Source organism: Adhaeribacter terrigena, assembly GCF_016623615.1.
Lineage (GTDB): Bacteria > Bacteroidota > Bacteroidia > Cytophagales > Hymenobacteraceae > Adhaeribacter_A > Adhaeribacter_A terrigena.
Genome location: NZ_JAEHFX010000004.1, coordinates 73528 through 92149, shown reverse-complemented (window position 1 = coordinate 92149; position 18622 = coordinate 73528). Strand labels below are relative to the sequence as shown.

General features: G+C 47.2%; 17 protein-coding genes. 10 read left to right on the top strand and 7 right to left on the bottom strand.

The features are described from left to right. Positions 1–63: 63 nt before the first annotated feature. Complete coding sequence (ettA, locus tag I5M27_RS09550; protein WP_200505985.1) at positions 64–1728, bottom strand: energy-dependent translational throttle protein EttA; 1665 nt, start codon at positions 1726–1728, stop codon at positions 64–66. Between the two features lie 630 nt (positions 1729–2358). Between ettA and I5M27_RS09545 the strand changes: the two genes are divergently transcribed. The 6 genes from I5M27_RS09545 to I5M27_RS09520 all read left to right on the top strand — a co-directional run bounded on the left by I5M27_RS09545 (position 2359) and on the right by I5M27_RS09520 (position 7810). Then, the gene (locus I5M27_RS09545) at positions 2359–3732 is read left to right on the top strand and encodes a DUF349 domain-containing protein (RefSeq protein ID WP_200505984.1); all 1374 of its coding nucleotides are present in this window, start codon (positions 2359–2361) and stop codon (positions 3730–3732) included. A gap of 40 nt (positions 3733–3772) precedes the next feature. Beyond that, complete coding sequence (locus I5M27_RS09540; protein WP_200505983.1) at positions 3773–4621, top strand: outer membrane beta-barrel protein; 849 nt, start codon at positions 3773–3775, stop codon at positions 4619–4621. Positions 4622–4873: 252 nt separating this feature from the next. After that, positions 4874–5653 carry an outer membrane beta-barrel protein gene (locus tag I5M27_RS09535; RefSeq protein ID WP_200505982.1) on the top strand — a complete coding sequence of 260 codons (780 nt, stop codon included), beginning with the start codon at positions 4874–4876 and terminating at the stop codon, positions 5651–5653. A 176-nt stretch (positions 5654–5829) separates the two neighbouring features. Then, positions 5830–6609 (top strand): porin family protein, encoded by a 780-nt coding sequence (locus I5M27_RS09530; protein ID WP_200505981.1) that lies wholly within the window; start codon positions 5830–5832, stop codon positions 6607–6609. Between the two features lie 168 nt (positions 6610–6777). Continuing rightward, the gene (locus I5M27_RS09525) at positions 6778–6999 is read left to right on the top strand and encodes a DUF2795 domain-containing protein (protein ID WP_007652164.1); all 222 of its coding nucleotides are present in this window, start codon (positions 6778–6780) and stop codon (positions 6997–6999) included. A gap of 97 nt (positions 7000–7096) precedes the next feature. Further along, positions 7097–7810, top strand: a complete 714-nt coding sequence (locus I5M27_RS09520; RefSeq protein ID WP_234462470.1) for an ABC transporter ATP-binding protein — start codon at positions 7097–7099, stop codon at positions 7808–7810. A gap of 718 nt (positions 7811–8528) precedes the next feature. Here I5M27_RS09520 and I5M27_RS09515 read toward each other — a convergent pair. The 3 genes from I5M27_RS09515 to I5M27_RS09505 form a co-directional block, all read right to left on the bottom strand. After that, a complete protein-coding gene (locus tag I5M27_RS09515; RefSeq protein ID WP_200505980.1) occupies positions 8529–9581 on the bottom strand; it encodes an NAD(P)-dependent alcohol dehydrogenase in 1053 nt (350 codons plus the stop codon). 387 nt (positions 9582–9968) lie between these two features. After that, the gene (locus I5M27_RS09510) at positions 9969–11315 is read right to left on the bottom strand and encodes an MBL fold metallo-hydrolase (RefSeq protein WP_200505979.1); all 1347 of its coding nucleotides are present in this window, start codon (positions 11313–11315) and stop codon (positions 9969–9971) included. A 103-nt stretch (positions 11316–11418) separates the two neighbouring features. Beyond that, positions 11419–11655, bottom strand: a complete 237-nt coding sequence (locus I5M27_RS09505) for a heavy-metal-associated domain-containing protein (protein WP_200505978.1) — start codon at positions 11653–11655, stop codon at positions 11419–11421. Between the two features lie 86 nt (positions 11656–11741). Between I5M27_RS09505 and I5M27_RS09500 the strand changes: the two genes are divergently transcribed. From I5M27_RS09500 to I5M27_RS09485, 4 genes are all read left to right on the top strand, one after another. Further along, entirely contained in the window at positions 11742–12467 is a 726-nt protein-coding gene (locus tag I5M27_RS09500) for a peptidylprolyl isomerase (RefSeq protein ID WP_200505977.1), read from the top strand. A gap of 189 nt (positions 12468–12656) precedes the next feature. Continuing rightward, positions 12657–13649 carry an NAD(P)H-dependent flavin oxidoreductase gene (locus I5M27_RS09495; RefSeq protein WP_234462469.1) on the top strand — a complete coding sequence of 331 codons (993 nt, stop codon included), beginning with the start codon at positions 12657–12659 and terminating at the stop codon, positions 13647–13649. Between the two features lie 84 nt (positions 13650–13733). After that, complete coding sequence (locus tag I5M27_RS09490; protein ID WP_200505976.1) at positions 13734–14408, top strand: hypothetical protein; 675 nt, start codon at positions 13734–13736, stop codon at positions 14406–14408. Beyond that, complete coding sequence (locus tag I5M27_RS09485; protein WP_200505975.1) at positions 14393–15106, top strand: hypothetical protein; 714 nt, start codon at positions 14393–14395, stop codon at positions 15104–15106. Before I5M27_RS09490 ends, I5M27_RS09485 begins: the two co-directional genes overlap by 16 nt. Before the next feature lie 10 nt (positions 15107–15116). Here the strand turns inward: I5M27_RS09485 and I5M27_RS09480 are convergent, their stop codons facing one another. From I5M27_RS09480 to I5M27_RS09470, 3 genes are all read right to left on the bottom strand, one after another. Next, positions 15117–15431, bottom strand: coding sequence for a YbbN family protein (locus I5M27_RS09480; protein ID WP_200505974.1), 315 nt, complete (start codon positions 15429–15431; stop codon positions 15117–15119). Positions 15432–15567: 136 nt separating this feature from the next. Beyond that, positions 15568–17232, bottom strand: a complete 1665-nt coding sequence (locus tag I5M27_RS09475) for a peptide MFS transporter (RefSeq protein ID WP_200505973.1) — start codon at positions 17230–17232, stop codon at positions 15568–15570. Between the two features lie 627 nt (positions 17233–17859). Beyond that, on the bottom strand, positions 17860–18477 hold the full coding sequence (locus I5M27_RS09470) for a hypothetical protein (RefSeq protein WP_200505972.1): 618 nt from the start codon (positions 18475–18477) through the stop codon (positions 17860–17862). Between the last annotated feature and the right edge of the window lie 145 nt (positions 18478–18622).

Here is an 18622-nt window from a genome sequence, read left to right as displayed (position 1 = left end):
GGCAGCTCCATTCCTGGAACTGCCTTTTTTTTCTTCAAAACGCTATCGTTTTCACCTAAAAAACTAAACCAGTTTCTTATACCGGATGCGTTTCGGTTCCACATCGCCGAGGCGTTTCTTTTTGGCTTCTTCGTAATCGGAGAAGTTACCTTCAAACCACACTACCTGGCTGTCGCCTTCGAAGGCTAAGATGTGCGTAGCAATACGGTCCAGGAACCAGCGGTCGTGGGAAATGATTACGGCGCAACCGGCAAAGTTTTCGAGGGCATCTTCCAGGGCGCGGATCGCGTTCACGTCCAGGTCGTTGGTTGGCTCATCGAGTAAAAGTAAGTTGGCGCCTTGTTTTAAGGTCATGGCCAGGTGCACGCGGTTGCGTTCCCCGCCCGATAGTACGCCCACTTTTTTCTCCTGATCGCCGCCGGTAAAGTTGAATTTACTTACGTAGGCGCGGGAGTTGATTGGCCGGCCGGCAAGCAGCATGTTTTCCGTGCCGCCCGAAATGGTATCAAAAACGGTTTTATTCGGATCGAGGCTTTCGTGCTGCTGGTCTACGTAGGCAACTTCTACGGTTGGGCCCACGGTAATAGTACCGGCATCCGGTTTTTCGCGGCCGGTAATTAAACGGAACAACGTAGATTTACCCGCGCCGTTCGGCCCGATAATCCCCACAATACCCGCCGGCGGCAAGCTGAAGGTTAAGTTTTCGAACAGTAATTTATCGCCGAAAGCCTTGGTTAAGTTTTCTACTTCAATAACCTGGTTACCCAAACGCGGACCATCCGGAATGAAGAGCTCTAACTTCTGCTCTTTTTCCTTCACGTCCTCGTTCATCATTTTCTCGTAGCTGCCCAAACGCGCTTTCGACTTGGCCTGGCGCGCTTTCGGGCTCATCCGGCTCCACTCTAATTCACGCTGTAAGGTCTTCTGACGCTTGCTTTCGGTTTTCTCTTCCTGCGACAAACGCGTAGCTTTCTGGTCTAACCAGCTCGAGTAGTTGCCTTTCCACGGAATGCCTTCGCCGCGGTCCAGTTCTAAGATCCAGCCGGCTACGTTATCCAGGAAATAACGGTCGTGGGTTACGGCAATTACGGTTCCTTTATACTGCTGCAAATGCTGCTCCAGCCACAACACGCTTTCCGCATCTAAGTGGTTGGTAGGCTCATCTAAAAGCAAAACGTCCGGCTCCTGAAGCAACAATCTACACAAAGCTACGCGGCGTTTTTCACCGCCGGAAAGGTTGCCGATAATCGCTTCACTTGGCGGCGTGCGCAGGGCATCCATGGCCCGCTCCAGCTTGTTGTCCAGTTCCCAGGCACCGAGGTGGTCGAGTTTTTCCTGCACTTCGCCCTGGCGTGCCAGTAACTTATCGAAATCAGCATTTTCATCGCCAAACGCTTCGTTTATCTGGTCGAATTCTTTCAGCAAAGCAACCGTTTCGGCTACGCCTTCTTCAATAATATCTTTTACGGTTTTGGTCGGGTCTAATTGCGGTTCCTGCTCTAAATAACCCACGCTGTATTCCTTCGAGAAAGCTACTTCGCCCTGGAATTGCTTATCTACGCCGGCAATAATTTTCAGCAAAGAAGATTTACCCGAACCGTTCAGACCCAGAACGCCGATCTTGGCGCCGTAGAAGAAAGAAAGGTAAATATTCTTGAGTACTTGTTTCTGAGGCGGGTAAATTTTGCTTACCCCGGCCATCGAGAAAATAATGGTTTCGTTGCTCATATTTCGTTTATCGTTGTTCGTTTTTCGAATCCAATTGTCTTCCTTCAAAGATACGGCTATTTCGGGCGAAGAAAAAAAGGTGGCATTGCCTTACCCTGATTTTTGGCGCACAAACCAAAGCGCAGCCGCTAATCCTGTTTCCAGTTTTTCAAAAAACCTTCGGATCGTTTTTTTAAGGTTATGCTTTCCTGATTTGAAAACGTGAAAACATCTCCGGAACAGGTTTAAAACTCCAGCAAGCAACTAGCGGTTGAAACAACCCGAAAGAAAACGGCAGCCATTTCAGCTCCAAAAGTCCGCGCGATCCCATAAGCCGTTTTATCCGCGATCAGAAACGCTATGGTTTCAGCCCTGAAAACCCGCATTTTTTTTTCAATTAATCATTGATCACTATTCATTAATCACTAAAAAAAACGCTATGATTCTGGGCCCAAAAACCCGATTGCCGCGGAATAGCAGGCAAAAGTATCTAAATGTAATAGCTTGCGTATGCAAAAACCGTATGTACTTTTTTTCTCCGGCACTATCAAAGGCAAATATCGGAAATTATAATAGGCATTTGGTTATGAAAATATCCGGAAAATAATAATCTTGTAAAAATTTTATTCTAAACTTATAGCTATCCAGTAAATGGAAAACAACGATCTGTTGGAAGAAGCGAAAAAATTCGGCTTCGTCCGGGACAACCAGGTGTGGCTCAAGGCTTTCATGGATTATCCGGAAAGACAAGTGGGCGAGGTAAAAGAGGTGGAAGACGAGTCGCTGCAGTATTTTGCGCACCGCTTCAGCCAGTTCCGCGAAAAAGTGGAAGGCCTGATCAGTAAGATCAATGAGTCGGAAAACAAAGGCTCGTTCCTGATGAAAGTACTGCACCTGAAAGAACAGATCGGCAAGTACGATGCCCTCGGCGATTTCGAAGCGCTGCATAAAAACCTGACCAACGCCGAGAACGAGATCAAGGCCGCCATCAGCCGCAACCGCGACAAAAACCTGAGCACCAAAATTGCCATGATCACCGAGGCCGAAGACCTGCGGGAAAGCATTGACTGGAAACCGACCGCCGAACGCCTGAAAGAGCTGCGCCAGAACTGGATCAAGACCGGTCCGGTAGAAAAAGCCCTGAACGACGAAATTGAGGAACGTTTCCGCACGGCAGTAGAGCACTTTTTTAACCGCAAAAAAGAGTTCTTCGAAGATAAGCATGCCATGCTCAACCGCACGCTGGATAAGTATAAAGCCCTGATCGAGCAGTCGGAAGCCCTGAAGAATTCCGAGGATTTTGAAGGCACTACCAAGAAACTGAAAGAACTTCAGAACCAGTGGAAAGAAGTGGGCGGCGATCTGCCGCGCAAAATGTCGAACGAACTCTGGTCTAAATTCCGCGCCGCGCATAACTATTTCTTTGAACGTCTGAAAAACCGCATTACCGAAACCAAGGTAGAAAGCAAAGACAAGTTCATGGAAGAAAACCTGAACAAGAAAAAGCAACTGGTGGTGGAAGCCGAAGCTTTGCTCAAACTGCAGAACATGCAGGAAGCCACCACCAAAGCCAAAGAACTGCAGGCCGCCTGGAAAAAGGTAGGTCCGGCCAAAGGCGCCGAAAGCGATTACGTTTGGGAACGCTTCATGATTGCCTGCGACAAGGTTTTTGAAATGAGCAGCCTGGAACATTACATGCGCAAAAAACCGCTGCCGGCCGAGAAAAACACTCTTGCCGACCAGACGCATGCCCGCATAAATGCCCTGAAAGATTTCATAAAATACGACAAACAGGAAATTGAAGTGCTGGAAGGCAACCTGGGGAAACTGAGCCCGATTCCGAACAACGAAACGTTCCGGACCATGCTGCAGGGTAAGATCCGCAATTTCAACCGCAAAATAACTACCAAAACCGAGCTGATCGATTTTCTGAAGCAACGTCTGAACCACGAGGCTCCGCCGGCTAAAACCGAAGCCCCGAAAACGGAAAATGCATCTCAGAACGCGGCCAGTGCTTCCGAATAATTCTAAATCTAAAAATAAGTCTTTCTCCGATTACTCTTTTATGAAATTGAAATCTCTTTTGGCCGCCGCCCTTCTAAGCGCTGGCTTTCTGCAGGCCCAGGCACAAAGCGGCCCGTACCTTGGCATTATTTCAGGCTATAATTCTACCTGGGTGCTGGATCAGAAACTTTTTGATGATCCTAACTATGAAAACCGCTCCACCTGGAATTCTGCTCCTTTTGGTGCGGTTATCGGCTACAAGCTGAACCCTAGCTCCAGCTTCCAGATCGAGGTCTTTAAAAACAACATGGGCGCGGAATTTGATATTAAAGGCAGCGATATTTTTGCCGGGGAAAAGAAAACGGTAGGTGAAAAGCGGATAGAACTAAAATACACTTCGGTGCCGATCCTGTATAAGTTCACGTCCGGCGAAAAAGTACGTTTCAATTTCCATTTCGGCCCGCAGTTCAATTTCTTAAGCGAAGGTTCAGAAGTAAACCAGATAAACCAACGCACTACACTGAACGCTAATCTGAACAGCACCGATCTTACAGCCGCCGATATCGCTTTTTATGGCAGTGCTCCTGGTACGGCAATAGATGTTGAAATTCCGAATAAAAGCATCGTGCTGGATGCCGGAACATATAACCGCCCGGATAAAAACACCTATGTAGCCAGCGATAAGGACAATTTCAATTCAACGGATATTGGCGCCGCCCTTGGTTTTGGCCTAGAAGCCGATATTACCAACAATCTCTACTTCAGCGCTAACCTGCGTTTCTATTACGGTTTCAAAGATATTCGCAGCGATAAATGGGTAGAAATGGAAGAAAGCCGTGGCTATTACGATTCGCGCAACAACGTTACCGGCGGCGCGCAGCTTGGTATCCATTACCGTTTCGATCTGTAAAAAACGCTATTTACGGTCCGGAAAACAACTCAGATACGCTGAGTTTAAAGCCAGATAGAAAATTTAAGGCTCTTACCGTACGGTAAGAGCCTTAAATTTTTATTAGAAACGCACAACTAATACCGAACTAAATAGTTCTCTGAAAGAACGGCATGAACCGGCAAACCGGAAGCGCTGAAATCGGGAATGGTTACCTGAATGCTGTTGCATAAACAATACTCAAAAAGGCTCTTACCCCAATTCTGAACTTCTATGAAATTGAAATCTCTACTGATCGGAACGCTGTTAAGTTTGGATTTTCTGTCAGCAAGCGCACAAAGCGGCCCGTACATCGGTTTTATTTCCGGTATTAACAGTACGTGGGTTTTAGACCAGAAACTTTTCGATGACCCGAACTACGAATACAACCGCACATGGAATTGGGCACCGTATGGTGTAGCGCTGGGCTACAAGTTTAACCCGATTTCTAGCGTGCAGGTAGAGTTTTTTAAAAAAAATATGGGTGCGGAATTCGATATTATTGGTAGAAAACCCAATGTAAACCAGGAGGAAACGGTAGGAAAAAAGGAGATAAAACTTGAGTACTGGTCGTTGCCGATACTTTATAAATATACTACCGGCGGTACAGTACGTTTCAACATGCACTTAGGCCCACAGTTCTCTTTCTTAAGCAAGGGTTCGGAAGTTAATAAAATGAATGAAACGGCTGAGTTGCACGTAGGTCCAGGCACCGATCTGCATACTGATCTTAGTGTACCTACCTTAACTTACCCTGCGGGGACTTATACCCTGGCTACCAAAGAAGACTTCAAAAAAACTGATTTTGGTCTTGCCTTTGGTTTCGGAATGGAAGCCGATATTACTAATAGCCTGTTTTTCAGTGCAAACATAAGGTTCTATAGCGGGTTTAAAGATATCCGGAGCGACGAGGCAATAGCTGAAGCCAAAAACTGGAATTACTACGACGACTCCCGTAATAATATAACCGGCGGTCTGCAACTTGGAATACATTACCGTTTCGAACAGGAGTAAAACGCTAAGGTTTTAAGCTTAAAAAGTCCGGCCCCGCTGCCGGACTTTTTTTATGCTGTAGTTTCTGAGTTCAAAACCATAGCGTTCGGGGCTAAAAAACCAGGCCTGAGCAAACCATTTTACGCAATAGCAGTACCATAGAATAATTCATTTCCAAAACCTTATTGCGTACAACTATGAAAAAATATTTACTTTTATTGGGCGCACTTTGCGGCAGTACTTTCGGCTTTGCGCAGGGAGATTATACCCCAAGCACTACCAACCGTTTTGAAGTAGGGCTGAAGGCCGGCATTAATAATACCTGGATCGTAATAGACAACGAACTGACGAATAATGAGCACCACAACCACCAGTTCATGATAAAGCCTTTGGGCGGTGCTTCTATCGGCCTGAAATTTACCGACAATGCCAGCCTCATGCTCGAAGGCTTTTATTCCCGCCAGGGCGCTAAATTCGAGCTGACCGACGATAACGACGGCGGTAAAAAGATCGGCGAAAAAAATATTAAACTCGATTATTTAGTTGTTCCTTTACTCATAAAATATACCGGCGTTGGCGAAACCCGTTTTGCATTCCAGATCGGCGGGCAGATGGCTTTCCTGCTCAGCGGTGAAGAAGAAAACACCTTCGATCAGAGCGGCACCATAGAAAACAGCTACTCCGGCGGGCCGCGCGCGTACACCCAGGGCACGTATTTACTGGCCACCACCGATGCCGACAAAGAAACCCCGGAAACCGGCAAATTCAACAAAAAGGATTTTAACGTAGTAGCCGATATTGGCCTGGAGCACGACCTTTCAGAAAGTTCTTATTTTTCGCTGGGCCTGCGCCTGGCTTATGGCTTTAAAGATATTCGCGCCGAAGAAGTACAAGCCAGCCCTTACGACCTCGATAAATTTACGCTCCGCTACAACGTAACCGGTGGCCTGCACGCTGGCATCCACTGGTTCTTATAAAAAATGCGTTTTTTTTTGGCCGCAGCCTAACATTTATAAACCTTTCTCCGTTGGGAGTTAAAAAATCAGCCGGTGGCTTATTTACCCCAATAGCTTGGTTTTTTCACAGAAAATTTTATTTTTGCAAACCATTTTAAAACCCCGATATTCATTTAACCCGAATTTACTATGTATTGGACACTGGAACTTGCCTCCTACCTGGAAGATGCGCCTTGGCCGGCCACAAAAGACGAGCTGATCGATTACTCAATCCGCTCCGGCGCCCCGATGGAAGTGGTAGAAAACCTGCAGGCCCTGGAAGACGATGGTCAGCCGTATGAGAACATCGAAGAGATCTGGCCGGATTATCCTACCAAAGAAGACTTCATGTTCAACGAAGACGAATACTAAACTTTTCAATTAGAAATTATGAATTAGAAATTAGAAATTGTTTTCTCTGAGCAGTTTCATTTCTAATTTTTAATTTTGAATTTCTAATTAAAGAAAATTGATTTTAGAAGTAAAAGATCTGGTTGCGGGTTATGAGCAAATGCTTATCCGCAACCTTTTTTTTTCTATTCCCGAACCTGCTTTTGTAGCCATAATCGGGCATAACGGCTGCGGCAAAAGCACGCTCTTCAAAACCTTTATTCACCAGATCGGTTATTCCGGCTCTATTTCCATTATGGGCCGCGATCTGAAGAAAATATCCAACCCGGCCGCGCAGGGAATACTGGCGCATTTGCCGCAAAAAAACGTAGTAAGCTTTCCGGTGAAAGTAAAAGACCTGGTAGTAATGGGTGCTTACCGCAAAAAAAGCTTCTTCGAAAACTATGCCCCCGAAGATTACGAAACGGTAGCCTTTTTGCTCGAAAAACTCCAGATCAGTCACCTTGCCGAGCGCAATTTCCCGGACCTGAGCGGCGGCGAACAGCAAATGGTGTGGCTCGCCCAGCTCATGCTCCAGGATGCCCAGCTTTGTTTGCTGGACGAACCCACGCAGCAGCTGGATGTGTACCACAAAAAGAAAGTATTTAAGCTCCTGGCCAGCTGGGTACAGGAAAACCAGAAAACTGTACTCTGCATTACCCACGATCTGCACAACCTGCATTTTATGCCAGGATACCTCCTCAACCTCTCCAAACCAAGCCCCAAACTCGAAGTTATTTCCGCCGAAACCGTAACTGAAAACCGCGAATTCCTGGAAAGCGCTCCTTTTTAGGCAAATCATTGCATTAATGAATGCGAGAATGATTGAATATTATTTGAATCAGAATTTACTGAATGTACCCCACCTAAATCCTCCCCTGATTCAGGAGAGGACTTTGATCGGCAAGAGTTCCGTCAGCTAAAGCAGACAGCTATGAAGTCTGAACTGTGATTTATTTGATTATGGGGATTTTTGTCTGAACACGATTTTAGGGATTAAAGGATGAGCAGGATCTAATATTTAGAGGACCATCTTATAGTTGCCCTTTCACATTGTCAGATCTCACGCCTATCGCCAGCGCAGCGTAACCTGAAATCAAGGACTGAAGAAAAGTAGACTAAAAAGAAGCTCACTACGAAGAAGCACGACACCAGTTTCTGTGAGAGCGGCCTCCAAGACTTCCGGTGCCACAGGCAGCCCGCAAGGGCAGGAAGGGTTGCAGCCGCGAACGCAGAAACGAAGCCACCCGGCTTGAGGGAAAAAGCTTGCTTGAAAGCAAAAGGGAATTAGTTAAAAAAAGAAGCAAGCTATAAAAACGGTATCCTTTCAAGCTTCAAAAGTCACAGCTATCCAAACTACCATTATGATGAGATCTCTCCTGACGTCGAGATTACAAAAGAAAAACGCAATACTTTCAACCTTAAAAACCCCAAAAACCAACCCTAAAAAGAAAAAGCCAGCCCTTTCAGACCAGCTTCCCCATAAATCATTAATCATAAATCATTAAAAACTATTCCTTCTCCAGACTCGCCATATCAATCACAAATCTATAGCGCACATCACTCTTCAGCGTCCGTTCGTAAGCCTCATTTATTTTCTGGATCGGGATCATTTCCACGTCGCTCATAATATTGTGTTCGGCGCAGTAATCCAGCATTTCCTGGGTTTCTTTTATGCCGCCGATCATAGAACCTACCAAACGCTTGCGTTTCGCGATCAGGTTGAAAGCAGCTACCGGGGTTGGCTCTGGCGGTGCGCCAAGTAACACCATGGTGCCGTCGCGTTTCAGCATGCTTAAATACAGGTTATAATCGTGCGGCGCCGAAACGGTATCAATTATGAAGTGAAAAGTATTCTTCAGTTTTTTAACCTGCTCCGGATCTTTGGTAACGGCAAAATTATGCGCCCCCAGATCAAAAGCATCTTTCTCTTTATTAGGCGAGGTGCTTAAAACCGTTACGTCGGCGCCCATAGAAGCGGCGAGCTTTACAGCCATGTGGCCCAAACCACCCAAGCCAACAATGGCAACTTTATGGCCTTTGCCCATTTTCCAGTGCATGATGGGCGAATACGTGGTAATACCGGCGCAGAGCAAAGGAGCCACGCGTTTCAGATCGAGCTTTTCCGAAACTTTTAAAGTATAATTTTCATCTACTACAATTTGTGAAGAATAGCCGCCGTACGTAACCGTTTTGTTATCCATTTCCAGGCTGTTGTAGGTACCCACGTTATGCACTTCGCAGTATTGTTCCAGGTTTTCTTGGCAGCTTTCGCAGGTGCGGCAAGAATCTACAAAGCAACCCACCCCTGCCAGATCGCCGACCTTGAATTTAGAAACCGCACTGCCCACTTTGCTGATGCGGCCCACAATTTCGTGGCCGGGCACCATCGGGTAGATCGATCCGCCCCACTCGTTTCGGGCCTGGTGAATATCGGAATGGCAAACGCCGCAGTATAAAATATCGATGAGTACGTCGTGTTCGCCTACTTCGCGGCGCTCAAAACGGAACGGTTTCAAGTCTTCGGTGGCGCTGGGCGCGGCGTATCCTTTGGCTGGTATCATAGTTTTTCAGGGGTTTTTAATAGCGTTTTTTTAGAATCGGGAAATTGCAGAAAATCCGGAACTTCAGAAAGAAAGATACCGGTTTAAAGTGCAGAAGGTTGCTTGAGTGAAGTTAATTAAATTGCAAAGCAGGCGCGATCAGGAGCAAAGCCCGGCCTGCATGGAGATAAAGGAAGAAATACGGGGATCAACAGTTAATTTAAAATCCCCTCTGTCTTTTCATCCTGAGGGTTTAGGTGCAGTCGTAACTTGTGGGTAAACAATTGATCAATTTATAACTGACCTTGCCTGCAAAGCAATTATATAAAAAGTAAAAAGCCGCTCCTTTAATTTCCGGAGCGGCTTTTACTTTTTACCTTAAAAACGGTAGCGTTTTCAGGCTGAAAACTAAAACTTCGTAATGGCCTCGCTCAGATCGTAAACCGGCTGGTCTTTCACTTCCTGGCGAATAATGCTGGCGCCGGCCGCCGAACGGTAACCGCCCGCACAATGCACCATAACCGGTTTATCCGTCGGGATCTCGCGAAGGCGTTCGCGAAGTTCGGGTAAAGGAATGGAAATGGCGTTCGGGAAGATCTGGCGGGTTTTCACCTCACCGGTATTGCGGATATCCACGATGGTAAAGCTGTCCGGATTTTGTTCGAAAGAGCCTAGATCAGTTTCCGGAGACGTTTCTTCGCCTAGCTGATTGGCAACCACCGCACCTGCCAGGTTCAGTTCGTAGCCGATTTTCGCGGTTTTCCGGATCAGTTTTTCCAGCGCTTCTTCGGTTTCGGCCAGCAGGTAATACTTTTCTTCGGGCGCAATAATAGAGCCGAGCCAGGTTTCAAATTTCAGGCCGTCCATCAGATTAATAGCGCCCGGCAAATGCCCCTTCCGGAAAGCGGTTTGCGGCCGGGCATCCACGATCAGGGCATGCTTTTCAAAGCTGTAACCGGCTTCGTAGCGCGGCACTTTTTTCACGCTCGGGTTATAATCGGGCGCACCGCTTTTGTTTAGTTCTACGTCGTAGCCAAAGTATTTCGGCACAAAAGGCTGGTCGGAAGTCAGGAATTTCACAAATTGTGCCTCGGTCATTTCCTGCAAGGCGGTGTTGCTCATTTTCTCGGCCCCAATGGTGCTTACGTTGGCATTACTCAGGCCTTTGCCACAAAGCGAGCCCGCGCCATGGCTCGGGTAAACCAATACATTTTCGGGCAGGAGCATGAGCTTCTGACGGGTACTGTGGTACATCTGGCGGGCCAGGTCGTCGCGTTTGGCGGTTACATTACCCACGTTTTCGCGCAGATCGGGGCGGCCCACGTCGCCAATAAAGAGCGTGTCGCCGGTAAAAGCGGCTACTTCCTTGCCATGCTCGTCTTTGAGCAAAACGGTAATGCTGTCGGGCGAATGGCCGGGCGTGTTTATGGCGTGCAGCGTAATTTTTCCTAACTGAAAGAAATCGCCGTCGTCGAAGGGTTCGTGTTTGTAAGCTGCACCCAACAGTTTGCTGGCGTAAATCTTAGCATCTTTGCCGGTGGCAATTTCCAGGTGGCTGCTCACAAAATCGGCGTGCGGATGGGTTTCTATTACGGCCACAATGCGGGCGTCGTAGAGCGTGGCAAATTCGTAATACGGCTGCGGATCGCGGGCCGGGTCTACGAGCGCAATTTCGCCTTCGCTTAAAATGGCGTAGGAATAATGGGCCAGCCCTTTGTCTTCGAACTGGTGTATTTTAAAACCTGGGTTTTCCATAAGTTTTTCGGGGGATTGATGTAAGCAATCTTTTAAGAATGCGGTAAAGTTCGGGCATAAACCCGGGAAATGCTATGATTTTTGTCAGAAAAACCCGGAACAGTTATCCGAACAGTTTATCCATCAGACCTTTCTTTTGTTCGGCTTTGTAACCGGCCATCTGCACCATTTCCACTACGTTTTCCGCTTCCACGTGGTCGCCTTCCACCGTCAGGATCTTTTCCGGATCGGTGGTATCTACGTTCCAGCCCTGCACATTTTTAATTTTATCCAGAAACGGTTTAGCGGTAGCCAGGCAATTGCCGCAATTGATATTGGTCTTGAATTTCAGGGTTTTCATACGAAAAAGGATACGGTTTTTTACGAAAATAAAGTATACGTCTGAATTTAAAAGAACGCTGTAACGGCAATTTTTTATCTTTGGACATGAACCGAATATTTTACGGCTTTTTGCTGCTGCTTGCGCTTACTGGTTGCCGGGAAAAACGTACGCCCGAAGATCAGAAAAAGCTGCGCCACGAACTGGAAGCCGAAGTTCCGAAGGCTAAGGTGCGCGAATTTTTAACGGAATATGGCCAGGAAAACCCCGAAACCGAGGTGCTTATTTCTACCAGCCTGGGCAAAATGAAAGTGAAACTCTACGAAGACACGCCCTTACACCGCGCCAATTTCATTCGCCTGGTAAAAGGCGGTTATTACGATAATACCGTTTTTTACCGCATTCTGCGCGGCTTCATGATCCAAGGCGGCCACGCCAACGAACTCGAAAATACGCCCGACCAATACACGGTACCCGCCGAAATTCACCGCCATCATTTTCATAAAAAAGGTGCCTTGGCCATGGCCCGTTACGACGACAACGTAAACCCCAGACGCGAATCTTCCGGCCATAATTTTTACCTGGTGCAAGGCACGCCGGTGAGCCTTCCAGAGCTGGAAGACATTGCCGCCGAAAAGAAACTGACTTTAACTCCGGAACAGAAAAAACTCTACCCCGAAATTGGCGGCGCACCTACCTTAGATGAACAATACACCGTTTTTGGCGAAGTAACCGAAGGCCTGGAAGTGCTCGATAAAATTGCCAACTACCCCGTAAATCCCGAAGACCGCCCGATAAAACCGATCTACGTGACCATGAAAGTTTTGAGGTAGTCATGAAACAGACACAAGATTGAAGACTTTTGGTGGCCGAAAGCATAGCGTTCCCAATTTACAATAACCGAAGGGTTAGGGGAGGACCACACATTCCTGATAAAAACCGAATAGTGTAAAAATCCTCCCCCTCCCCCCTCCAAAGGGGACAAAAACGCACTTTTTCAGCTGAAAACCATAGCGTTTTGAATGCCAAAACAACACATTAACACATTAAAAAATCAGCACATTAAACAAATGAACCGCATTACCGAACTTTTCAAGATAGAATTACCCATTATTCAGGCTGGCATGATCTGGTGCAGCGGCTGGGAACTGGCCAGTGCGGTGAGCAATGCCGGCGGCTTAGGTTTAATTGGGGCCGGATCCATGTACCCGGATGTGTTGCGCATCCACATTCAGAAATGCAAAGCGGCAACCAGCAAACCTTTCGGCGTGAACGTGCCGCTGCTGTACCCGGATATCGACCAGCTCATGCAGATCATTCTGGAAGAAAAAGTGCCGGTCGTTTTTACTTCGGCCGGCAACCCTAAAACCTGGACTAAAACCCTGAAGGCTGCCGGTATTACGGTAGTGCACGTGGTTAGCAACGTAAAATTTGCCCTGAAATGCGAAGAAGCCGGCGTAGATGCGATCGTAGCCGAAGGTTTTGAAGCCGGCGGGCATAACGGCCGGGAAGAAACCACCACGTTCTGCCTCATTCCGCTGGTGCGCGAAGCCGTAAAACTGCCCTTGATTGCGGCCGGCGGCATTGGAACGGGAAAAGGAATTTTCGGAGCGTTGGCTCTGGGTGCCGATGGCGTACAGGTTGGCAGCCGCTTTGTAGCCAGCGAAGAATCTTCGGCACACGAACATTTTAAAGCCAAAGTAGTGGAAGCCAAGGAAGGTGACACGGAACTGAGTTTGAAACAATTAACGCCGGTGCGTTTGCTCAAAAATAAATTCTACGAAGAAGTAAAAGCGGCCGAAATGCGCGGGGCTTCGGCCGAAGAATTAACCCAGCTTTTAGGTTCGAGGCGCAGCAAACGCGGCATGTTTGAAGGCGATCTGGAAGAAGGCGAGCTGGAAATCGGCCAGGTGGCGGCAGCCATTAAAAAGATTCAGCCGGCCGGGGAAATTGTAAGGGAAATGTGGCAGGAATTTCTGGAAGCAAAGGAAAATTTTTGCAGGCTGCATTTCTAAACAAAAGTTGTAAATTTAACTTATTATAAAGCAGCATTTTTACCCGGAAAGTTGTTTAAGGTTTACCAGTAACGAAATGCACTTATGAGAAATATGCTGAGCCTTTTACTCGTAGCCATGGTTTGCATGAGCTCGAAAGGTTGTTTTGGAGGAGGTGATCTGTGCGATGACGCGCCTAAATGCGAAGCCAGGGAACTGGGGGTTATAAAACTTGATCCGGCCTCTGAACCCGCCATTCCTTTTCAGGGCAACGAAACGGTTACGTTTGTAAATCCGCAGGGCTTTCAGGCAATTTATAAGGCGCAAGGATATAAAACGGAGCCCACCGAACGCCTTTTCACCAGTTTCGATCCGTGCGGCTGCTCCGATTATTACCTGAAACAACAAAGCTCCCTGTTATTTACCGGCCAGAATCTGAACTTCGATATTACGTATCAGCGCGTAAAAAACATGTCGGAAGACCCTTATGAGGCGCAAAATATAAACACCACTTCGCTAGACGACGCACTGCTTATCACGCTGGGCGAAACCAGGTTTGCCGTTCCGGTCAGCAATGCTGCGGTAAAGATTCAGGCATTTAAGCAAGTAAAATTGCACGATTCCTTAGCGGTTGGCAACCAGGTTTTCCGCCAGGTGATTGAAGTGTACGAGCCGTACCTGGACCCTGCTACGATTCGCCCGAAAGGCATTTATTATACCCGGCAGCAGGGTTTGGTTGCTTACTATTTCACCAATAACGAACTATGGTACAGGCTATAAAAACCACGATCTTAAAAGGCGGCCTTCCGGTAATGCTTTGCTTTTTGCTTACAAGCTGTTTTGAGCGGGATGCATGCGAAGAAAGGTATCTGCTCGTGCCCATGCATAGTAGTTATGCAGGCTGGTTCAGTGGCACCGGCGCCGATAATACGAACACGCAGAAAATAGCCCGAACCAATGCCGGCTTGCAGGAAACACTTACGCTTAGCAAAGGTAACAACCAGATGCCCGTTCTGAAACAACCAGATGCCTGCACCTATGTTTCCGGCAAAACCGTAAATCTGGGTTATTACTCCTCCTTGTATGGCAATAACATCGGCGTTACGCTAGCCCAGCAAAAAGATGGCGAAGTGCCGGTTTTAAGGATCAACGTTTATGCACAGTCTACCGGTTTTCAGGATCATTCTGAGATGTTTTACGACTTCAGCAATGCGAAACAATTTCCGGTAACGTTTTCCCGGTTCTCTAAAAGCACTTCCACTTCTGAAGATATCCTGACCAACGCGTTTCCGGAGGTTACTATAGTGGACAGTTTAGTTACCGGCAACAGTGTTTACCGGCAGGTTTATAAAATATCCAACCCGTACCTTCAAAAAGAAGGCAACGCCTTCAGCATCACTGACTTTTACATCGATAAAACCTACGGTTTGGTGCAGTACGCGCAGAAAGACGGCACGATCTGGCAGATCCAGTTATAGAACCAATTTCTTAAAACTTCCGCAGCATTTTCCGGAATTCCTTCTCCGAATTTACCGAACCGCATTTGATCATTTCGCCGTTTTTGTAAATGGCTACGAAGGGGATTTCTTTCTGCTTTACCAGGTTTTCGGCAATGGAACCGGGCTGCGCCAGCATTAATCCAAAGCTGATCTTTTCCTGATCCGCTTCTTCGGCAATTTCTTCCAAAACGGGTAACAATTCTTCGCAGCCTTCGCAATCGGTTTCGAGGTAATAGGTAATTACAGCCTGCTCGTTTTGTTCAAAAAAAGCGCTTAGTTCGGCTTCGGTGTTCAATAAAGTCATAAGGGAAATTTCAGGTTCGGTAAAAGTAAAGCTAACAAAAAAGCCCCGCAAATCTGCGGGGCTTTCTTTATTTCAAAACGGTAGGGTTTCAGGCTTAAAAAGTCTTTTGTCCTTCGTCTTTTATCTTTCCGATAAATTAGTTTTTGCCGGTGTGCGTCTGAATGATGGTGCGCAGCCATTTCAGCATGGCAAAGATCATGAGGGCGGCAATTAAAGCACCCGCGCAGTTTACCAGGAAGAAGTATTGCTTGTGATCATAAATATCCCAGAGGCTGGCCAGTACGCCCGAAAGTTTGTTACCAATGGAAGTGGAAAGGAACCAGCCGCCCATCATTAAAGCCGTTAAACGCGGCGGACTCAGCTTGGAAACCAGCGACAAACCCATCGGGCTGAGGCATAATTCCCCAACGGTAATAATGGCGTAAGAACCTACCAGCCACATGGCCGAGCTTTTCTCCAGGCCATTGTCGGAGGCAAAAACGGCACCTACCATCACCAGCGTAGAAGCGGCCGTAATTAACAAGCCGAGGCCAATTTTTGCCGGCGTAGAAGGTTCTTTTTTATTTCGGCGCAGATAGGCAAAAAAAGCTACCACTACCGGCGTTAAAAGTACTACAAAGAACGGGTTGATGCTCTGGAATAATTCCGGCGAGATCAGCGGCCGGTCTTCGCCCTCGGCCGGCCATTGCTCTTTGGGCAGGTTGTTCAGGTACGGGTCCACGCCTTCTCTGGTAACTACTTTACCATCGGCATCGGTGGTGGTCCGGAAGTTCTGGTCGTAGGCTTCTACCGTGCGCGGCGACGTGTTTACGTACTGCACCATGCCCAGCGCCTGGGCCGGTTTTTCTAAAGCATCGGGTAAATTCCGGTTCGTATAATACTGCGCCCAGGTAGTTAAAGCGGTGCCGTTTTGTTTGAAAATAGCCCAGAAAATAATGACAACCCCGAAAATAGCGAGCATGGCCGCAATCGGTTTTTTATCTTTATCCGAAGCTTTGGCCCATAAACTCACGTAGAAAAACACGATCGGCAGGGAACCGAACAGGAAGGCATCGGTAGAATCGGAGCCGAAAATATTGCCCGGAATAAAGAACCAGGCAGCAATACCGGTAAGCAAAGCGGGCAGAATCACAATGCCCACGATCCGGCTGATACTCATATCATTAGACTCTACCGGCTTCAATACATCCACGTGTTTGTAGTGTTTGTTGCCCAGCAGGAAAATAAGCACGCCAATAAACATCCCGATGCCGGCCGCCGCAAACGCATAACCCCAGCCAAAAGTGTTCCGCATGTAAGAGGCTACAAACGGCGCTGCAAAAGCCCCGATGTTAATGCCCATGTAAAAAATATTGTAGCCGGAATCTTTGTTTTCGGCGTATTGCGGTTCGGAATAAAGATTGCCTAGAAGCGTGGAAATATTCGGTTTAAAAAAGCCGTTACCAATAATTACCAGACCCAGCGCCGAAAACAAGGCCAGGTCGCCTTTCATGGCCATTAAGCAGTAACCCAGGCCCATTAAAATACCGCCGAAAGTAATCGCTTTGCGGTAACCCATCACCCGGTCGGCCAGCAAACCACCCAAAAAAGGCGTTAAGTAAACCAGGGCAATAAAAGTCCCGAAAATATCAGAAGCTTCGGCTTTAGACAAAGCCAGGCCGCCTTTCTGCGCATCGATCATGTACAGAAAGAAAATGGCGAGCATGAGGTAAAACCCGAAACGCTCCCACATTTCGGAGAAGAACAGGTAGTAAAGCCCTTTCGGGTGTTTGGATTTTTTTTCAGTTTGCGTAGTAGCCATAAAGGGTAATAAAGAGTAGTAAAGCGTTTTCGAACCGTTGAAAATACAGGTTTCCGCCGGAAGTGCCAAATCTGACGAAAAAAACGCTATGGTTTTGAAAGGAAAAAGTATTCAGAAAGAAAAGGGAATGCGGGCTTTTGGTAATTTTCTGGCTGTATAGCATACCGTTTTTTTTGGGTCATCCCGACTACAGGAGGAATCTCTTTAGGTTGGCAGTTCCGTTTGCTATTGACTTTTGAAGCTCAAAATGATACCGTTTTTCATAGTGAGGTTCAAATCTTTGATCAATTGGCTTAAGTAGCTTCTAACTCCCTTCTCTGTTCTTTTTGTCCCCGAAAGGGTTTGGGATGTTACCCTTGACGCAAAAAGAACCAACGAAAATCAGGCGGCATGTCCCGTAACATTTCGGGAGCAAGGGCAAATTATGCTGGTAGTTCTTCGCTTTTCGTTGATCGCACTCCGCTCTCGTGTTCGATTTAAGTTTCAGGAGAAAGAAATCCTGCAAATCAAAGAAATCACATAAATCATAATTGGCTTCGCCGAACTACGTTTCAGACAAAAATCCTGTCCTTCCTTTCAATCCTTAAAATCGTGTTCAAACGCTATGTTTTTCAGGCTGAAAAGTGCTTAAAGGAAAAAGATCAGCCCGGCGCCAATAGTAAAACCGGTAAGTAAGCCGGCGTAAACCTGCGCGGGTGAATGGGCATTTAAAGCCAGCCTTGCCGACAATACCGCGCTGGTGAGCAGCATAAAAACGATGATGAGGTAAAAAAGCGCCGTATCGGGCATTAATGAATACAGAAAAACCAGGATCCCGAGCGCTCCGCCCATACCCAGACCATGTGCGCTGATCTTCCAGAAAAGCGAAACCACGTAAGCCGCAAAAACCGATACCGTGATCAGCAGCATGATGTAGTAAAACAGATCGCCGAAAAGAGTCTCGCGGCCGAAAATATAGGTGGTACTTGCGTAGCAAAGCGTAGTAAACAGAAACGGCAGGCGGCGTTGCGAGCGTTCCTGCATATGCAGGCTTTCTACCACGCCGGCCCGCACCATAAAATACGCCCCTATAGCCGGAATAATAAACGTAAGAAAGAAAACCGCCGCCAGCAACACCCAGCGCTTATCCATCGGAAAAGTAATCAGCGATTCGGGCAAAAAGTACAGGATCAGGCCGAAAAGGTAGGTAGGCACCAGCAGCGGATGAAAGAAAACCGAAAGGAACCGGGCCAGTGCTGAATTCACGAAACTTGCTGTAGCTAAATTATTTCTCAAAAATAGGCAATGCCGCCGGTTCCTGAAAATCTGAAGCCCGAAAAGGTTATTTATAGTTTTTCATTCCTAAAAGCCAGCGTTTTTAATCAGAAAAGTCCTTCCCGGTTAGAGAAGG

What these genes read in the sequence shown, in the direction of transcription:
- I5M27_RS09530 (WP_200505981.1), top strand. Translation starts at nt 5,830, where the DNA reads ATGAAAAAATATTTACTTTTATTGGGCGCACTTTGCGGCAGTACTTTC.
- ettA (WP_200505985.1), bottom strand. Translation starts at nt 1,728, where the DNA reads ATGAGCAACGAAACCATTATTTTCTCGATGGCCGGGGTAAGCAAAATT.
- I5M27_RS09475 (WP_200505973.1), bottom strand. Translation starts at nt 17,232, where the DNA reads ATGGCTACTACGCAAACTGAAAAAAAATCCAAACACCCGAAAGGGCTT.
- I5M27_RS09510 (WP_200505979.1), bottom strand. Translation starts at nt 11,315, where the DNA reads ATGGAAAACCCAGGTTTTAAAATACACCAGTTCGAAGACAAAGGGCTG.
- I5M27_RS09525 (WP_007652164.1), top strand. Translation starts at nt 6,778, where the DNA reads ATGTATTGGACACTGGAACTTGCCTCCTACCTGGAAGATGCGCCTTGG.
- I5M27_RS09540 (WP_200505983.1), top strand. Translation starts at nt 3,773, where the DNA reads ATGAAATTGAAATCTCTTTTGGCCGCCGCCCTTCTAAGCGCTGGCTTT.
- I5M27_RS09545 (WP_200505984.1), top strand. Translation starts at nt 2,359, where the DNA reads ATGGAAAACAACGATCTGTTGGAAGAAGCGAAAAAATTCGGCTTCGTC.
- I5M27_RS09485 (WP_200505975.1), top strand. Translation starts at nt 14,393, where the DNA reads ATGGTACAGGCTATAAAAACCACGATCTTAAAAGGCGGCCTTCCGGTA.
- I5M27_RS09480 (WP_200505974.1), bottom strand. Translation starts at nt 15,431, where the DNA reads ATGACTTTATTGAACACCGAAGCCGAACTAAGCGCTTTTTTTGAACAA.
- I5M27_RS09500 (WP_200505977.1), top strand. Translation starts at nt 11,742, where the DNA reads ATGAACCGAATATTTTACGGCTTTTTGCTGCTGCTTGCGCTTACTGGT.
- I5M27_RS09495 (WP_234462469.1), top strand. Translation starts at nt 12,657, where the DNA reads ATGCCAAAACAACACATTAACACATTAAAAAATCAGCACATTAAACAA.
- I5M27_RS09505 (WP_200505978.1), bottom strand. Translation starts at nt 11,655, where the DNA reads ATGAAAACCCTGAAATTCAAGACCAATATCAATTGCGGCAATTGCCTG.
- I5M27_RS09535 (WP_200505982.1), top strand. Translation starts at nt 4,874, where the DNA reads ATGAAATTGAAATCTCTACTGATCGGAACGCTGTTAAGTTTGGATTTT.
- I5M27_RS09515 (WP_200505980.1), bottom strand. Translation starts at nt 9,581, where the DNA reads ATGATACCAGCCAAAGGATACGCCGCGCCCAGCGCCACCGAAGACTTG.
- I5M27_RS09490 (WP_200505976.1), top strand. Translation starts at nt 13,734, where the DNA reads ATGAGAAATATGCTGAGCCTTTTACTCGTAGCCATGGTTTGCATGAGC.